Origin of the sequence: Arenibacter sp. F26102, from assembly GCF_023015865.1 — a bacterium.
Classification (GTDB): domain Bacteria; phylum Bacteroidota; class Bacteroidia; order Flavobacteriales; family Flavobacteriaceae; genus Arenibacter.
Map to the genome: position 1 here is coordinate 170,391 of NZ_JALKBC010000003.1, position 18,222 is coordinate 188,612.

Sequence of the window (18,222 nt, forward strand, 5' to 3'; positions counted from 1 at the left end):
GTTTTTAGGAGTTCAATTTATTCAGGTAGTAATCATAAGTCGCGAATTGCGATCGCACCTTTGAGTTATTGTTCTTTCTATAGGCATTGTCATGCTTTTCAGAAAACACCCTCGCTTTAACGTTATCTCTCCAAGAGATATCGAAGGTATCCAAAAGTTCCTGTTTAACATCGGTATCATATATTGGCACTCCAACTTCTACCCGATAATCCAAATTTCTTGTCATCCAATCCGCCGAGGATATATACACTTTGGAATTGCCATCATTACCAAAGATAAAAACCCTTGGATGCTCCAAAAATTTATCCACAATACTAATGGCTTCTATATTTTCACTCATACCTTTAACTCCGGGTACCAAACAACAAATACCTCTTATAATAAGTTGAATTTTTACACCTGCCCTACTCGCTTGATACAGTTTGTCCACCATTTTATAGGAGGTAAAGCTGTTCATTTTAATTTTAATGTAGGCCTCCTTGCCTGCCTTGGCATTTTGAATTTCCTTGTCTATCAATTTCTTAAAAACATTCTTGGTGTAATGTGGAGAAACTATGAGGTGTTTATATTTATTGATTTTATAGGTTGTTTCAAAGAAATCGAAAACCTTGTTCAGTTCCTTTAAAATTCCATCATGTGCCGTAAACAAGGTATAATCTGTATAGATACGGGCCGTGGATTCATTAAAATTTCCTGTGCTAATAAATCCATATCGCTTAATATGCGAACCTTCTTCCCTTTCCACCAAACATATTTTACTATGCACTTTTAGGCCACGAACACCAAATATTAGTTTAACACCCTCTGCCTGTAACTGTTCCGCATATTCAATATTGGCCTGTTCGTCAAATCTGGCCTGCAATTCTATCTGTACCGTTACTTGTTTTCCATTTTTTACGGCATTTATCAAGGATGCTGCTACTTGTGAGTTATCTGCCAATCTATATACCGTAATTTTTATGTTTCTCACCTTGGGATCCAAGGCTGCTTCCCTTAAAAATTTTATGATATAGGAAAAGGTCTGGTATGGTGTGTATTGTAAGAAATCCTTTTCTGAAATCCTTTCAAAAAGACTGCCCTCCATCGAAATTCCTTTAACGGGCAAGGCGGTAATCTTCTCATACATTAAATCGTTCCGACCCAAACTTGGAAAGCCCATATAGTCGCGTCTGTTGTGGTACCTTCCACCTGGAATTACACTATCGGTGTCCTCAATGTTCATTTTTTCCTTCAGAAAATTAAGGGTATCCTTTCCAATACTCTTATCATACACAAACCGAACAGGGTCACTAATTTTGCGATGCTCTACACTCGAGGATATTTTTTCTATAAAACTTTTACTTAGATCATTATCAATGTCCAACTCCGCATCACGAGTAATCTTGATCATATGTGCCGATATGGATTCATAATCGAACATGTTAAAAATACTTCCCAAGCAAAACCTGATTAGATCATCCAAGAGGATAATATAATTTTTATCACCCTCTTTGGGAAGCACCACAAAACGGTCTATTCCTTTGGGAATTTCTATAAGGGCATAGCGTTTCTCCTTTACAGTTGAGCCGCTTCCAGGTAGTTTCTTTAAAATCAATTTTACCGCTAGATAAGCCGCTGTATCTTTTAGCATTGGAAAGCTTGCCAAATCATTCAAAATTATTGTCATCAAGACCGGACTTACCTTTTCAATGAAATAATTCTTGATAAACGAACACTGGGACTCAGTTATTTTTGATTCATTGATCAAAAATATATTTTGGGTTTCCAACTCCTTTTCAATATCGCTGAGTATTTTTAAGCTTTTGGTTTGCTGTTCAATAACGATTTCGGTAATTTCTTCTAAAAGATCCTTGGCACTTTCACCGCCCAAAACACTTTTCCCGGTTTTGCCTGCTTCCACTATTCTTTTTACGGTTGCATACCGGACCTTAAAAAATTCATCCAAATTATTGGAAAATATTCCTAAAAATCTAAGTCGCTCTATTAAAGGAACATTCTTATCAGCACTTTCTTGTAAAACTCTCTCATTAAAACTTAACCAACTAATTTCTCTGTTTATATATTGATTCTTACTCTTAATCATTCTTTTAATTGTTTTGGAAAAAGTGTCCGCACCGTACTCCCTTTTGTAACGGCACTCCAATCGTTAGTGTCAAATTTTAATTGTACCAATCCACCTGTTGGAACATTGTCAATATACATGTTTCCTAAGGAATTGGCAATATGTGTAAAGGCCTCATTGTGTCCAAAAATAATAACTGTATTCTTATCATTGTTCAATCCCAATATAAACTGATGAACATCCTCACCGGAAAAATCATATAGTTCATTGGACAATTCAAAATTTGCAAATGAAAAGTTTAAGCTTCTTAGGAAAATCATGGCAGTGTGCATAGCCCTATTGGCGGGACTTGAATAAGCGGCATCGATACGGGTCAATTCCGATTGAAATGCCTTTGCTACTTTGTTAACATCCTTGATGCCCCTTTCCATTAGTGGTCTATCCCTATCCGAAACATTATATTCCCAAGACGATTTTCCGTGTCTAACCAATATTACCGTTTTCATACGTTTAAGTCTTTTTAATTTAAAGAATAAAGAAAATTCAAATCATAGATAACCCCTTCGCTCTCACATTAAAAATTTTAAACATCACATTTTGAGAAAAACTTTATAATGTTCATTTCATCAGATTATATCTACCTATTTATGCCTTCCCGCTGCCATACCAATCCAAGGACATGAAGGTATTATGGCGCCAATCTTTCTATTTTCCAATCAAAATTATCCTGTAAACTATAACGTATCCTATCATGCAACCTATTGGGCCTTCCCTGCCAAAATTCCATGGAAATAGGCTTCACAATAAAACCGCCCCAATACTTGGGACGTTCTATCTCCTTATTTTCATATTCCCTCTCCAAATCCTTTAATTTTTTCTCCAAAAACTCCCTACTTGGAATTACCTGGCTCTGATTGGATACTATAGCACCAAGTTTACTACCGTCCGGTCTGGATTCAAAATAGCCATCCGATAAATTTTCAGCTATTTTCTCGGCCTTTCCCTTTATAATAATCTGCCTTTCCATATTGGGCCAGAAAAATGAAATACACATATTGGGATTATGGGCTATGGCCCTCCCCTTTTCACTATCATAATTGGTATAAAATATAAAGCCTTCAAATGTGTACTTTTTTAGTAGGACTACCCTATTTTTGGGAAATCCGTCCAAACCGATGGTTGAGACCGTCATGGCATTGGGTTCATCTACCCCTTCCGATGCCTCTACCTCATAAAACCATTTCTGAAATAATTCCATAGGGTTATCTGAAATCACGTCTTCGGTAAGCGCGCTTTTCTCATAGGATTTTCTGTAATTCCCTAGGTCTTTTTGCATGTGTCCTCTTGGATAATTATATCATGAAAGTTACTATACAAAATTGCATAAAACAAACTGAAACTCGAAAACTAAGCCCAATTTTTTTTAAGGGCTTTCAACCTAAGAATGACAAATAAAACAATAATTATTCAAAGGAATATAATAAGCAGCTTAAAACCTTGTAATTAGCGACAATAATAATCAGGTACTTTATAGCTTTTACTTAACGACCATTTATGATAGAGGGCCAAAGACCCCTAATTCCTAAGTAAGTGATTGTAATTAAAGGTCAAATTCCTTGCCGTCATCTGCAAGTTCCACCATGGGAAATATGGTTTCGGCTTCTTCCCTAAAAAGATCTAAGGATGCATATCTAGTAGAAAAATGACCCAAAATCAACACCCCAACATTGGCAGCCTTAGCAATGGCTGCAGCCTCCTTGGCCGTGGCATGTTTTGTTTTCGGGGCCAACTTCCTTTCACTCTCCAAAAAGGTGGCTTCATGATACAACACATCCACATTTCTGATCAAAGGAATAATCTTCTCCGAATAAGCAGTATCGCTACAAAAGGCATAACTCTTGGGTGCCGGTGGATCAAATGTCAATAAGGCATTGGGGATTACCTGGTTATCTTCCATAACAATGTCCTTGCCGTTCTTTATATTTTGAAAATAACATTTATCAATTTTGTATTTGGCAACTGCGGCAATATTCAATTTTCGTTCCGCCAACTGCTCTTTAAACAAAAACCCATTGGTGTATATCCTATGATCCAATGGTATAGTTGTGACGGTAACTTTATTATCCTCATAAATTTTTTCGGATTCTGTTGACGATAACTCGTGAAAAATAAGTGGATAATTGGTCCATGAATCGCCCAATTTCAAAAATAGGGTAATAGCCTCCTTTATTCCCTGGGGGCCATAAATATGCAATTCTTTGGTTCTTCCCAATAACCTAAACGTAGAAATTAAACCTGGCAAACCAAAAAAATGATCCCCATGTAAATGGGATATTAGAATATGATTGATTCTCGAAAATTTAATCTTACTTTTTCGCAATTGAACCTGTGTTCCCTCTCCACAATCTATTAAAAACAAATGATTTTTGATCTCCAGTACTTGGGATGTGGGATTGTTCAATGATCTTGGTGTTGCAGCGTAACAACCCAATATGGTTAGTTTCATAAAAATGAAATATTGAAAATGGAAATTGGAAAATTGAAAATGACACTCTCATTATTTAGTTTGGCGGATCTTTAAACTGAATCCAACAATCTTATAATTTGAGTTATTTCTTCAACTACATTCTTTCTTCCGTTTTCCCTTTAAATTTTAAATTCCTAAAAGTCCAAATCCCTTTCAATCTCCTCCATTTCTATAATATCATTCGCCTCTTGAAGGGTAGGAACAACGCAGATGTTATCAGGAACTTCATCGTAGGATACTTTTTCGGTAACCAAAACGAAGGATTTTTTGCTTTTTCGATGTGTATCCGAAAGCTCCAAAAATTCCAAAACATCATTGGAAGTAAGTTTTGCAAAGGAAAAGAGATTTATAATAATATGATCGTTTTTTATTTTAGGATATATATCCCTAAAATTGGAAATAAACTTGTTCAGTGAAATATTCTCTTGCAGAACAGTGGTGACATTTCCTTCTTTATCCAATATCATAAGTCAATTATTTAATTTTTGACGCTAATAAATAAATCACTGCCATACGTATGGCTACCCCATTTTCAACCTGATTCAATATAATGGATTGCTTTGAATCAGCTACATCACTGGTAATCTCCACACCGCGGTTAATGGGCCCAGGGTGCATAATTACTATTTCCTTGTCCAAACTATCCAATAAGGCCCTGTTGACCCCAAACTGCTGGGTATATTCCCTAGTCGTCGGAAAATAACTGATATCCAGACGCTCATTCTGAATACGGAGCATATTGGCAACATCGCACCAATTTAAAGCCTTGCGTAAATTGGTCTCCACTGTAACCCCCAAGGATTCTATATGTTTGGGCAACAAGGTTTTAGGTCCACAAACTTTTACATTAGCCCCCTGCAATTGTAAGGCAAAAATATTGGAAAGCGCTACCCTTGAATGAAGGATATCACCCACGATAACGACATTTTTCCCAGCTACATCACCTAACTTTTCCCGTATGGAATACGAATCCAACAAGGCTTGTGTAGGGTGCTCGTGAGCACCATCCCCAGCATTTACGATAGAAGCCTTAACATTTTTGGACAGGAATATACCAGCTCCTGGATTTGGATGGCGCATTACCACCATATCCACCTTCATAGATAGAATATTATTTACCGTATCGATCAAGGTTTCCCCTTTCTTCACTGATGACTGTGCCGCAGAAAAATTTATAACGTCTGCTGACAACCTCTTTTCTGCCAGTTCAAAGGAAAGCCGAGTACGGGTACTGTTTTCGAAAAATACATTGGCAATGGTAATATCGCGAAGTGAAGGCACTTTTTTGATAGAGCGGTTGATTACCTCTTTAAAATGATCTGCAGTTTCAAAAATGAGCTGAATATCCGATTCTTTCAGATACTTTATTCCCAACAAGTGTTTTACACTTAATTCGCCCATGAGCTATGTCTTTACTAAATATATTACATCCTCCCCGTCATTTTCCTCCCACATAACCTTAACCTTTTCACCATTAATGGCATCCACTTGTCTTCCCCTATAATTGGGCTGTATGGGCAAATGCCGGCTAAATCTGCGGTCGATCAGGGTTAATAACTCAATTTCCAAAGGTCTACCAAAAGATTGTATAGCCGTTAATGCCGCCCTGATACTTCTTCCAGTATAAAGCACATCGTCTACAAAAACTACTTTCCTATCCTCCACAAGAAAGTCGATTTTGGTCTTGTTGGCCTCCAAGGTCTTCTCCCCTCTTCTAAAATCATCACGATAAAATGTAATGTCAAGAAAACCTAAATCGATCTTCTTTACCCCATAATCCTCCTGAAGAATCTTGGCTAGGCGCGAGGCTACAAATATACCCCTAGGTTGTATACCTATTAGAACCGTATTTTTAAAATCCAGATGGTTTTCTAATAATTGACAAGCCAAGCGATGCAGGATAATATTTATTTCTTTGGAAGAAAGTAATACTTTTTGACTCATAGATGATTTGGCCAATGCTTTTGAATTACAAAAGTAGGGATTTCTATTTAATATTGGCGCTATAAAGACAAAAGACCTCTTCAATACCCTAACAAGGAATTGGTACTACCGTACAATCCATTGACTACCTAGGAGTTGTAGCTTAACTTGACTCTAAATACTGGCCCTAAGATAAATTGTGCACATGGGAAGGTGGTTAGGGCAGTGAAGTTTTATTCAATTAATTCCAAAAAAAAAGCCCTGACAAATGCCAGGGCTTTAAAATATCAATAATCCAAAAGCTTACTTTTTCTTCTTATCGTTAGCTTCCATTTTATCTTTCAACGCTTGCAAAGCTTCGTTTGCGTCACCTAAAGTAGGCTTAGCTTCATCTGCAGATGCTGCAGCTTTCTTAACAGCCGCTTTTACATTACGTTGTTCCTCTTCTCTAAAGATAGCAGTGTGACTGGCTACAACTCTTTTGAATTCTTTGTTGAATTCAATGATCTTAAACTCAGCTTCCTCACCTTTTACCAATTTCTTGCCATCTTCTTTTTCCAAATGACGAGATGGTACAAAGGCAACGATATCTTCGTTAAAATCTATAGTGGCTCCTTTATCTACTATTTCAGCTATACTTCCTTTGTGAACTGTGTCCAAAGCAAATTCAGTTTCGTACTTATCCCAAGGATTCTCTGTAGTTTGCTTATGTCCTAAACTCAATTTACGACCATCAACATCCAATTCCAATACCTCAACTTCCAAAGTATCACCTACGGTTACAAACTCTGATGGATGCTTAATTTTCTTGGTCCAAGAAAGGTCGGAGATATAGATCAATCCGTCAATTCCTTCTTCCAATTCAACAAACACTCCAAAATTAGTAAAGTTACGTACAATACCTTTGTGCTTAGATCCAACAGGATATTTGGTAGTAATATCAGTCCATGGGTCTGGAGTTAATTGCTTAATTCCAAGAGACATTTTACGGTCTTCCCTATCCAAGGTCAATACTACAGCTTCCACCTGATCACCAACTTTTACGAAATCCTGAGCGGAACGTAAATGTGTAGACCAAGACATTTCAGAAACATGGATCAATCCTTCAACACCTTCGGCAACTTCGATAAATGCACCGTAGTCAGCTATAACAACTACCTTACCTTTAACTTTGTCTCCAATTTTAATGTCTTCGCTAAGAGCATCCCAAGGATGTTTCTCCAATTGCTTAAGTCCTAATTGAATTCTAGACTTGTTCTCATCAAAGTCAAGGATAACAACATTCAATTTCTGATCCAATTCCACCACTTCATTTGGATGGTTGATCCTGCTCCAAGAAAGATCGGTAATATGCACCAATCCATCTACACCACCAAGATCAATAAAGACACCGTAAGAAGTAATGTTTTTAACAACACCTTCCAATACCTGTCCTTTTTCCAATTGACCGATGATTTCTTTTTTCTGCTCTTCAATATCAGCCTCGATCAACGCTTTATGGGAAACTACTACGTTTTTGAATTCGTGGTTTATTTTCACCACTTTGAATTCCATAGTTTTGTTTACATATTGATCGTAATCACGGATTGGCTTAACATCTATTTGTGAACCTGGCAAGAATGCCTCAATTCCAAATACGTCCACAATCATACCACCTTTAGTTCTGCACTTAACAAAACCGCTAACAATTTCTTCTTTGTCATGGGCCGCATTAACGCGATCCCAAGCCATGATAGTCCTTGCTTTTCTATGGGATAATACCAACTGTCCACTTTTATCCTCACGGATATCGATCAACACTTCTACCTTATCACCAACCTTTAGGTCAGGATTGTAACGGAATTCGTTCAGAGAAATAACACCTTCAGATTTAGCGTTTATATCAATAATCGCCTCACGCTCTGTTAGGTAAACTACTGTTCCCTGTACTACTTCTGCGTCTGCAGTATCTACAAAGTTCTCAGCTACCAATTCTTCAAATTCCTTTAATTTGGTGTCATCAACGCGCTCAATTCCTTGCTCATACTTGTCCCAATCAAAATTAGCCAAAAACTCTTTTGGATCTTGTGCTGGGGTCTCTACTTTTGTTTCTTGTGTAGTTTCGGTAGTTTCCTCTACCTCAACCGTTGTTTTTTCTTCAGCCATTTGCTGATTATAAATTTGTATTCCATGGAGTTACAAGAGTTAACAATTACCACAGAAGAAGTTATATTGATTTTCTTTTCGTTCCTTTTTTCTCTTGATACTTTGCTAAAAAAGGAGTGCAAAAATACAACTAAAAAATGGTTTTACAAATCTAAAAATGAGATGAGTGTCAATTACTTAACTATTTTGTACAAATTGATAAAAAACATGCCAAGATTCCCTATATTGGATTGTAAAATATTAACCGTTAAATAATTACTATTATGAGTGTTAAAACAAAGTATCAAGCTGTATTGAACCTTGGTGAGGAATTAAAAATAAAAGGCGGGGATGTAACTGAGGAGTCCGGTATTCTAAAAATAAAGGGGCAGGCTGCGACCCAGTACGAAAAGAACCTTTTGTGGGATAAAATCAAAGAATTGGGCGGAGAAAACCCTTCTGATATCAAAGCCGATATTACCGTTGCTGATGAGAGTGTTTACCATCGGCATACCGTAAAAAGTGGAGAATCTCTTAGCAAAATTGCCAAAAAATACTATGGCGACCCCATGAAGTACAAGAAAATTTTTGAGGCCAACACCAATATCCTAAAAAATCCGGATATGATTCATCCAGATCAAGTTTTGGTAATACCAAACTAAAGGCTGAATAATTTAATTTTGGGCGGAGTCTGGAGATAGGCCGAATCGACAATTACCTTCCTTACTCCGCCCAAATTAATGTTAACAGGATCAAGAAAGCACTATTTCCCCTCAATTTTACGCAGTGCAAAATTATATATGCGTTCCAATTGTTCTTTTAAACCCATGTCACTATTATCAAATTCTATAGCATCCTCCGCTTTTCTCAAAGGTGAAAATTCACGGTGTGAATCTATATAATCGCGGGTTTGAACATTCTTAAGCACATCTTCGTAGGCTACCTTCTCCCCTCTGTCCAAAAGTTCCTTATATCTTCTAAAGGCCCTTGTCTCAGGTGATGCGGTCATGAAAATTTTGAATTCAGCATCCGGAAAGACTACAGTACCAATATCCCTGCCATCCATTACAACACCTTTTTTCTTCCCCATATCCTGCTGCATCGCCACCAATTTCAAACGCACTTTCTCTATGGTAGCAATCTTACTCACTTGCTGAGAAACGGGCAAGGTCCTAATTTCCTTCTCCACATTTTCCCCATTCAAATACATTTCCGAAAATCCAAGGGATTTATTGTAGACAAACTTAAGATCTATCCCGGAAAGTGCATTTCCCAAACTTTCCAGATCCTCAGTTTCACCGCCAATAAAACCTTGCCGCATGGCAAAAAGTGTTACCGCCCTATACATGGCGCCAGTATCTACATAAACATAATCCAGTGCTTTTGCCAGCTGTTTTGCTATAGTGCTCTTTCCTGTTGATGAAAATCCATCAATTGCAATAGTAATTTTTCCCATGGGTCTAAAAATAACAAGAATTGCTTAATTCCGTAGTATGTATAAGGGTAATATTGACAAGATAACTCCTCAAAGTTAATAAATTGATTTTTTTGCAAACTCCAACCGCCTTTTCAAGCAGGCCTATACACTTAAGTTACTTCTCAAAATAAAAAAAGGTACCTACCGAGTAAATCGGTAGGTACCTTTTGTCAACTCATTCCAGGTAAATTGCTTAAAGTTGCTTTGAATTTTTGACAGATTCATTTGTGATGGCAATATCTATCACCTCCTGCATATCGGTCACATAATGGAAGGTAAGCCCCTTCAAATAGTCCTCCTTTATTTCCAAAATATCTTTCCTATTATCCTCACAAAGTATTATTTCCTTTATTCTTGCTCGCTTGGCAGCTAAAATCTTCTCCTTTATCCCCCCTACAGGCAGCACCTTGCCCCTTAGGGTTATTTCCCCTGTCATGGCCAAGCTCTTTTTGATCTTTTTCTGCGTAAACAGGGAAACCAAAGAGGTTAGCATCGTAATACCTGCACTAGGTCCGTCTTTTGGGGTAGCCCCTTCCGGAACGTGGATATGCACATTGTATTTATCGAAAACCTCTGGATCTAAACCATACCTGTCCGAATTGGATTTAATATACTCCATGGCTATAGTCGCAGATTCCTTCATCACCGTACCCAGGTTACCGGTAATAGTTAAATTACCCTTCCCCTTGGACAAGATGGATTCAATAAATAGAATATCACCACCAACACTGGTCCATGCCAACCCAGTAACTACGCCAGCTACATCATTATTCTCATATTTATCCCTTTCCATACGCGCCGGCCCCAAAACCTTTTCAACGTCCTCAAAGGACACCTTAAGATTATACTCCTCCTCCATGGCAATGGATTTGGCGGCGTGTCGCACCATTTTGGCAATTTGTTTTTCCAAGGACCTAACACCCGATTCCCTGGTATAACCTTCAACAATTTTTTCCAATTGTGGCTTGCCAATTTTTAAATCTTTCGGAGTCAAACCATGTTCCTTCAATTGCTTTGGCAACAAATGCTTTCTTGCAATTTCTACCTTTTCTTCAATGGTATACCCCGTTACGTGGATTATTTCCATTCGGTCCCTTAGGGCAGGCTGAATTTCACCTAAACTATTGGCGGTAGCTATAAACATTACCTTGGATAGGTCGTAGCCCATTTCCAAGAAATTATCATGAAACTCATTGTTCTGTTCCGGATCCAATACCTCCAACATAGCCGAAGACGGATCTCCTTGATGGCTATTGGATAACTTGTCTATTTCATCCAAAATAAAAACAGGATTGGATTTGCCCGCCTTTTTCAAACTTTGAATAATTCGGCCCGGCATTGCTCCTATGTATGTTTTACGATGGCCACGTATCTCTGCCTCATCCCTTAGACCCCCAAGTGATATTCGAACATATTCCCTTCCCAAGGCTTCGGCAACAGATTTCCCCAAAGAAGTTTTTCCAACTCCTGGAGGTCCATACAAACATAGGATAGGCGATTTCATATCGTTACGCAGTTTTAAGACCGCCAAATATTCGATGATTCTCCTCTTAACATCTTCCAATCCATAATGATCCCTATCCAATATTTTCTGAGCCCTTTTCAAGTCAAATTTATCCTTCGAATATTCGTTCCAAGGTAATTCTATAAACAAATCCAAATAATTGCGCTGAATGGAATACTCGGCAACTTGTGGGTTCATCCGTTGCATTTTTGCCAATTCCTTTTCAAAATGTTCGGCAACTTCCTTGCTCCACTTTTTCTTTTTGGCCTTTGTCCGCATCTCATCAACTTCTTCCTCATAGGAAATACCACCCAATTCTTCTTGGATAGTCTTCATTTGTTGATGAAGATAGTATTCCCTTTGCTGCTGATCCATGTCGGTTCTTACCTTGGACTGAATGTCATTTTTCAGTTCCAGCTTCTGAAGCTCAATGTTCATATACCTAAGTGTTGCCAATGCCCGATCCTGCAAACTTCCTATTTCCAAAAGCTCCTGCTTATCTTTTACACTTAAGTTGAGATTGGAGGAAACAAAATTGATCAAAAACGAATCGCTCTGAATATTTTTTATTGCAAACGAGGCCTCACTTGGGATATTGGGATTATCCCTGATAATCTGAAGGGAAAGTTCTTTTATGGAATCTATGATCGCTCTAAATTCCTTGTTGTCCCTTTCAGGTCTTACTTCCTTTGTTTCCCTAACCGTAGCAGTGATATACGGCTTTTCCGTAAGCACTTCTGCCACTTCAAAACGCTTCTTACCCTGAATGATCACTGTAGTGTTTCCATCGGGCATTTGTAGCACCCTCAATATTCTGGCTACGGTACCAAGGGTGTTAATATCCTTTACCCCTGGATTTTCAGTTTCCTCATCCTTTTGGGAAACTACACCAATTACCTTGGAGCCGTTATTGGCATCCTTAATTAATTTAATGGATTTATCCCTTCCAGCTGTAATTGGAATAACCACGCCAGGAAACAATACCGTATTGCGCAATGGCAATATAGGCAAGGTTTCAGGCAAATTTTCGTTATTAATTTCCTCCTCATCCTCTGGTGTCATCAGGGGTATTAATTCAGATTCCTCATCAATCCCATGCAATGACATAGTGTCAAATTTTATGTTTTTCGTTTTAGCCATATTCTTATATCGGTCATTCTGTCATTTAAAGACAGAAAAATAATTTATATTCAATCCTATATACACCGTCATTCCTTTATAAATAAGGAGGTTATGGATCTTGGTATTTCCTTTTAACTCTAAATGGGCAATTCTTATGCCAACAAGACAAATCTTTTTATAAATAAACTGTAACATTCCCTAAATTACTTCATCTATTAAGCAAACCAATTCCTTTTTGAGCCTAGAAAAGAAACATATTGATGAACTAATACCATTGTGTTTAACTGGTGACCGAAACGCACAAATGGAAGTTTACAATCGCTATTACAAGGGAATGTACAATGTTTCCTTCAGGATTGTAAAAGATAGCGCCATTGCCGAGGATGTTATGCAGGAATCACTGCTAAGCGCACTTACCAAACTGGATACCTTTAAAGGAGAAGTATCTTTTGGGGCATGGTTAAAGCGCATAGTCATAAACAACAGCATTCATCAATACAGAAAACGATTAAAGCGCCAAGAAATTGATCTTGGCAATGTAATGTACAAGGTCGAAGACAATGATGGATATGTCCCAGATTATGGTATGATTGAACTAAAGGCTCAAAAAGTGATTGAAACCATGAAACTGTTAAAAGACAATTACAGAATTTCTTTGACCTTACATTTAATTGAAGGATATGATTACGAAGAAATTAGCGAAATAATGAATTTGAGTTATGCCAATTGCAGAACAATGATATCAAGGGCCAAAGAGAGCCTAAGACAAAAATTAAATACGGTATACGATGGAAAATGACCACATTGAAAATCTGTTCAGGGAATTAAAAGGTTCCTTCGATATTGAAGAGCCCATGGATGGACATAGGCAACGGTTTTTATCAAAATTGGAGGCATCATCAGCTGCGGCCACAAGAACAAAAAAAACTGGTATATGGTGGAAATCCCTATCCATAGCGGCCACCTTGCTTTTACTTTTCTCAATTGGATTTAATTTCTTTAACCCATCCCCGAGCTTGCGACAAAAGGTTTCGAATATTTCACCGGAAATCACCAACACCGAATACTACTTTGCAAGTTTAATTGAGGAACAAGTAAAAATAATGCAAAGTAAAAGTACTCCTGAAACACAGAAGTTGATTGCCGATACCATGACCCAGCTAAGGACACTGGATGCTGATTACAAAAAAATGGAACAGGATTTATTAAATGGCGGAAACAGTAAACTTATATTAAGCGCCATGATTACCAATTTCCAGACTAGAATAGGACTATTAAATGAAGTATTGGAGCAAATAAAAGAAATAAAGACTTTAAAAAACTACAAAAATGAAAACATTACAGCTTAGGTATATAATCGGCATATTATTGATTATTCCCTTTCTCTCATTTTCCAACAGCGATACACCAAGGGGCAAGTATACCAAGGAAAAAACCATTAAAAAAGAGTACAAAGTTAATTTGGATGCACTATTAAAGATATCCAATAGCTATGGCAGTTTAAATATAACCTCGTGGAACGAAGACCGGGTTACTATCGAAGTGCATATTAAGACCACAGGGGACAATGAGGATAAGGTACAACGTAAGCTTGATGGAATTACGGTTGATTTTGAGGCCAACAACAATTTGGTTTCCGCTACAACCATCTTTAACAAGGATAGAAATAGTTGGGGCTGGAACTGGGGCAGCAACAGCAACGTAAATATGCAGGTGAACTATACGATCAGAATCCCTGTGAAAAACAGCGTTAACCTCAATAACGATTACGGGAGCATAATTTTGGACAGAATAGATGGGCATGCCAAGATCAATTGTGATTATGGCAGGTTGGAAATTGGGGAACTGCATGGCAGAAGCAACCAATTATCCTTCGACTATACATCCAAATCTACCATTGGTTATATAAACAGTGGCAAAATCAACGCTGACTATTCAGGATTCACTATTGAAAGGGCAGGGAACCTGGATATCGTTGCAGACTATACAAATGCTACTGTCCAAACAATGAAAGACCTGACCTATGTTTGCGATTATGGCAATTTGGAAATTGGAGAGGCCAAAAATATACAGGGCAATGGCGATTATGTAAATGTAAGATTGGGACTAATCCATGGTAATGTAGATATAAAATCGAGCTACGGGTCCGTAAAAATAGACAGAATGGCAACCGATGCCAAAAATCTCCAAATAAGTAGCGATTATACTGGTATTAAGATAGGATACTCACCTGAATATCATTTCAATTTTGAAATTGAAACCGAATACGCAGGAGTAAGCGGGAAAGATGATTTCGAAATAAACATAAGCAAGGAAAAATCAAACACAAGCTACTACCAAGGATATCACGGAAGTCAAAATAGTGGTAATCTAATGTCTATAACTAGTGAATACGGAGGAATATCGTTCATAAGAAAATAACACTAATAACATAGAAATGAAACAATCAACAACTATCCTGGTCATATTATTTTTCATGGGCTTATTGACTGCCCAGAAAAATAAAAGAATTAGCGGTAATGGAAATGTGACCACAATAGAAAGAATCACATCGGATTACGATCATATTGCAATTTCTGGTTCTTTTGATATTGAACTGGTGGAAGGAAGTGAAGGCAAAATAACCTTGGTAGGGGAAGAAAATATATTGGATCATATTACTACGGAAGTAAGAAATAATAAATTAGTAATCAAAGTGGAGGAAGGATACAACCTAAATCCTTCCTTTTGGAAAAAGGACGTTACCATTACCATTCCCGTAGAGCACATTAACAGTCTAACTTTGTCTGGATCAGGTAATATTGTTGGCAAAAAAACTATAAAAACAGATTATTTTGAAACCTCAATGTCCGGTTCGGGAGATATCACACTACGTTTGGATGCCACTACGGTAAAAGCCAGTATGTCTGGATCTGGGGATATGGCCTTAAGTGGAATTACCACCAATTTTGAAGTATTTATTTCAGGATCGGGAGACATCAATGCCTATGACCTAATTGCAGATAATGTAGTTGCATCTGTCTCCGGTTCGGCGAATATTGAGGTTACCGCCAACAAAAAAATAGAGGCCAAAGTATCGGGATCAGGTGATATAGATTATCGAGGGAATCCTGAAAAAATAAATAGTAAAGTTTCCGGTTCGGGAGATATCACCAAACATTAATTTATAAAATTTTGTAAGGCACGGTTTTGTTTACGTGAAACATCCAAAAATGAAACCTTACCCCTGAATGTGGTGGCAAATAACCATAGGATTTTAAAGCTCCCGTACCTTGTTTACCCTGGTCAAAAGATAAGCACCAACTAAAAAAAACAATCCCAATAAAATAATGGCATATCGCATACTGCCAGAATACTGTGCTGCAAAACCATATAAAAATGTACCTATTACAATTCCTATCTTTTCCGCTACATCATAAAAACTAAAGAATGAGGCCGTATCTATAGTTTCTGGAATAAACTTGGAATATGTTGATCGCGAAAGTGCCTGAATCCCTCCCATGACGACTCCAACAAAGCCTGCAGCTATATAAAAATCCAATGGTGTAATTACAAAATAAGCATAAATACAAATTATTACCCACAGAATATTAACCGCGATAAGAGTTCTAATATTTCCAAAGGCTTCGGAAGCCCTAGCTGTAAGGGTAGCCCCTAATATTGCAACTAGCTGAATAAGAAGAATACTGATAATTAATCCTGTTGTGCGTTCGGAACCCGAATGCCATTGAATCTCCTCTTCCCCAAAATAGGTCGCAATCAGCATAACGGTCTGCACTGCCATACTATAAACAAAAAATGCACCCAAATATCGCTTCAGTTTTTGTGAGCTCCTAATTGATGCCACACCCCCTTTAGCTCCCTAAAACCATTTAGTACTATATGCTTCCTTTCCCCTTCCCTTTTAAACCCCTTTGGAAGAAAATAGAAAGTGTACTGTGCGAAACCTATCCACCAAATACCCACCGATAAAAATGAATACCGCATGGCCTTTATTTCGGCAACACCAGTTACATCCGTTTCAATACCAAATAGATTGGGTTTCATTACCATTGCTAAATTAAACAACAGCAAAATAACACTGCCGGCATATCCCAGTGAAAACCCTTTTGCACTTATGCGATCTTGTTGTCCTGGAAAAGCAACATCGGGCAAATAGGAGTTATTAAAGGCAAAACTCACCCAAAAACCGACCAATCCAAAAAAATAGCAGATTAGACTAAAATAAATATTGTCCAAAGAAAACCAATAGAGCCCAATACAGGAAAATGCCCCCAAGTAACAGAACAATTTCATAAATAGCCTTTTATTTCCTAAATAGTCGGAGATACCGGACAAAACAGGCGTTATGATGGCAATGAATAAAAATGCTGCCGAGGTTACATAACTTATCAAGGGTGCCCTTGCTATTTCTCCCCCAAAGACAACTACTTTCTCTATTTCGGCCACCCGAAACAGGGCTCCATAAAAAATGGGAAATATTGCCGAAGAAATTACAAGACTATAAACTGAATTGGCCCAATCATAAAATGCCCAGGCATTCAACAATTTATTACTGCCCTTTTTCGGAAGTGTTCTAGCCATATACAAAAAAAGCTGTCCCTATAAGAACAGCTTCGCTATTGAAATTACTTTATAATTCTTATTCCAAATACCACTATTGAAAGGAGGTAACACCAAATTTAGCGGCTTCTTGTTTAGCCAAAGGCGCCCATTGCTTTAGGTTGGCAATCCGGGTATCATTTGAGGGATGTGTACTTAAAAACTCCGGTGGTGCAGCACCTCCACTATTAGCCTTCATTCTTACCCAAAGTTCCGCAGCCTCATCTGGATTATAACCGGCAATGGCCATAATTTGTAAACCAATTCTATCGGCTTCCGTTTCATGGCTACGGCTAAAAGGAAGCATAACCCCCACTTGGGATCCAATGCCATAAGCCTGGTTAAAAATATTTCTTTTTTGTTCATCCTGAATTGCCACATTACCTGCTACTGCTCCCAATTGCTGCAAAGTACCGGCACTCATGCGCTGTGCTCCATGATCGGCGAGGGCGTGGGCAACTTCATGCCCCATTACAACAGCAACCCCAGTTTCCCCTTTACATATAGGCAGAATACCAGTGTAAAAAACAATTTTACCTCCGGGCATACACCAAGCATTTACAGTTTCATCATTTACCAAATTATATTCCCATTTGTAATCCTTCAGATAACCGGGATAACCGTTGGCTGTCAACCAGCGTTCGGCGGCAGCTGAAATACGCTGGCCTGTTCTGGTAATCATTCTTGCGTCCTCGGTCCCAGATATTACTTTGTTCTCGCCAAGAAATTGGTCATATTGGGCAAAAGCCGTTGGAAAAATCTGACTATTGGGATAAAAATTTAAAACCTTTTGTCCAGTAAAGGGATTGGTCTTACAGGCCGAAACCCCTAGAAAGACCATTAGTATTAAAACAATTTTTTTCATCTTAGAATTATGTATT

General features: G+C 37.9%; 16 protein-coding genes and 1 pseudogene. 5 read left to right on the forward strand and 12 right to left on the reverse strand.

Going from position 1 to position 18,222, the window contains the following annotated elements; translation table 11 throughout:
• Positions 1–4 precede the first annotated feature (4 nt).
• The 8 genes from ppk1 to rpsA all read right to left on the reverse strand — a co-directional run bounded on the left by ppk1 (position 5) and on the right by rpsA (position 8,657).
• The gene (gene ppk1, locus MWU78_RS04950; RefSeq protein ID WP_246995556.1) at positions 5–2,083 is read right to left on the reverse strand and encodes a polyphosphate kinase 1; all 2,079 of its coding nucleotides are present in this window, start codon (positions 2,081–2,083) and stop codon (positions 5–7) included.
• Positions 2,080–2,568 carry a histidine phosphatase family protein gene (locus tag MWU78_RS04955; RefSeq protein WP_246995559.1) on the reverse strand — a complete coding sequence of 163 codons (489 nt, stop codon included), beginning with the start codon at positions 2,566–2,568 and terminating at the stop codon, positions 2,080–2,082. Before MWU78_RS04955 ends, ppk1 begins: the two co-directional genes overlap by 4 nt.
• 182 nt (positions 2,569–2,750) lie before the next feature.
• Positions 2,751–3,398, reverse strand: coding sequence for a pyridoxamine 5'-phosphate oxidase (gene pdxH / locus MWU78_RS04960; RefSeq protein WP_246995561.1), 648 nt, complete (start codon positions 3,396–3,398; stop codon positions 2,751–2,753).
• A gap of 264 nt (positions 3,399–3,662) precedes the next feature.
• Positions 3,663–4,568: a ribonuclease Z gene (locus MWU78_RS04965; protein WP_246995563.1), complete on the reverse strand. Its 906-nt coding sequence runs from the start codon at positions 4,566–4,568 to the stop codon at positions 3,663–3,665.
• A 155-nt stretch (positions 4,569–4,723) separates the two neighbouring features.
• Positions 4,724–5,056, reverse strand: a complete 333-nt coding sequence (locus MWU78_RS04970; protein WP_246995565.1) for a ribonuclease Z — start codon at positions 5,054–5,056, stop codon at positions 4,724–4,726.
• A gap of 7 nt (positions 5,057–5,063) precedes the next feature.
• Positions 5,064–5,990, reverse strand: a complete 927-nt coding sequence (locus MWU78_RS04975) for an aspartate carbamoyltransferase catalytic subunit (RefSeq protein ID WP_246995567.1) — start codon at positions 5,988–5,990, stop codon at positions 5,064–5,066.
• Positions 5,991–5,993: 3 nt separating this feature from the next.
• Positions 5,994–6,533 (reverse strand): bifunctional pyr operon transcriptional regulator/uracil phosphoribosyltransferase PyrR, encoded by a 540-nt coding sequence (gene pyrR, locus MWU78_RS04980; RefSeq protein WP_187584900.1) that lies wholly within the window; start codon positions 6,531–6,533, stop codon positions 5,994–5,996.
• Positions 6,534–6,815: 282 nt separating this feature from the next.
• On the reverse strand, positions 6,816–8,657 hold the full coding sequence (gene rpsA, locus MWU78_RS04985; protein WP_246995569.1) for a 30S ribosomal protein S1: 1,842 nt from the start codon (positions 8,655–8,657) through the stop codon (positions 6,816–6,818).
• A 263-nt stretch (positions 8,658–8,920) separates the two neighbouring features.
• On the opposite strand from rpsA, the gene MWU78_RS04990 reads away from it, so the two are divergent.
• Positions 8,921–9,298: a LysM peptidoglycan-binding domain-containing protein gene (locus tag MWU78_RS04990; protein ID WP_246995571.1), complete on the forward strand. Its 378-nt coding sequence runs from the start codon at positions 8,921–8,923 to the stop codon at positions 9,296–9,298.
• Positions 9,299–9,399: 101 nt separating this feature from the next.
• Here the strand turns inward: MWU78_RS04990 and cmk are convergent, their stop codons facing one another.
• The gene (gene cmk / locus MWU78_RS04995; protein WP_246995574.1) at positions 9,400–10,092 is read right to left on the reverse strand and encodes a (d)CMP kinase; all 693 of its coding nucleotides are present in this window, start codon (positions 10,090–10,092) and stop codon (positions 9,400–9,402) included.
• Between the two features lie 214 nt (positions 10,093–10,306).
• Positions 10,307–12,724: an endopeptidase La gene (gene lon / locus MWU78_RS05000; RefSeq protein ID WP_246995576.1), complete on the reverse strand. Its 2,418-nt coding sequence runs from the start codon at positions 12,722–12,724 to the stop codon at positions 10,307–10,309.
• A 250-nt stretch (positions 12,725–12,974) separates the two neighbouring features.
• On the opposite strand from lon, the gene MWU78_RS05005 reads away from it, so the two are divergent.
• The 4 genes from MWU78_RS05005 to MWU78_RS05020 are packed head-to-tail and all read left to right on the forward strand — an operon-like array spanning position 12,975 to position 15,902.
• Positions 12,975–13,538 carry an RNA polymerase sigma factor gene (locus MWU78_RS05005; RefSeq protein ID WP_246995578.1) on the forward strand — a complete coding sequence of 188 codons (564 nt, stop codon included), beginning with the start codon at positions 12,975–12,977 and terminating at the stop codon, positions 13,536–13,538.
• Positions 13,528–14,088 (forward strand): hypothetical protein, encoded by a 561-nt coding sequence (locus MWU78_RS05010; protein WP_246995580.1) that lies wholly within the window; start codon positions 13,528–13,530, stop codon positions 14,086–14,088. Before MWU78_RS05005 ends, MWU78_RS05010 begins: the two co-directional genes overlap by 11 nt.
• Entirely contained in the window at positions 14,069–15,160 is a 1,092-nt protein-coding gene (locus MWU78_RS05015) for a hypothetical protein (RefSeq protein ID WP_246995582.1), read from the forward strand. The genes MWU78_RS05010 and MWU78_RS05015 overlap by 20 nt, the downstream gene beginning before the upstream one ends.
• A 16-nt stretch (positions 15,161–15,176) precedes the next feature.
• Positions 15,177–15,902: a head GIN domain-containing protein gene (locus tag MWU78_RS05020; RefSeq protein WP_246995584.1), complete on the forward strand. Its 726-nt coding sequence runs from the start codon at positions 15,177–15,179 to the stop codon at positions 15,900–15,902.
• Positions 15,903–15,995: 93 nt separating this feature from the next.
• On the opposite strand, the pseudogene MWU78_RS05025 reads toward MWU78_RS05020, so the two are convergent.
• Positions 15,996–17,323, reverse strand: a pseudogene (locus MWU78_RS05025) (MFS transporter).
• 73 nt (positions 17,324–17,396) lie between these two features.
• Complete coding sequence (locus MWU78_RS05030) at positions 17,397–18,206, reverse strand: M48 family metallopeptidase (protein ID WP_246995586.1); 810 nt, start codon at positions 18,204–18,206, stop codon at positions 17,397–17,399.
• Positions 18,207–18,222: the final 16 nt, after the last annotated feature.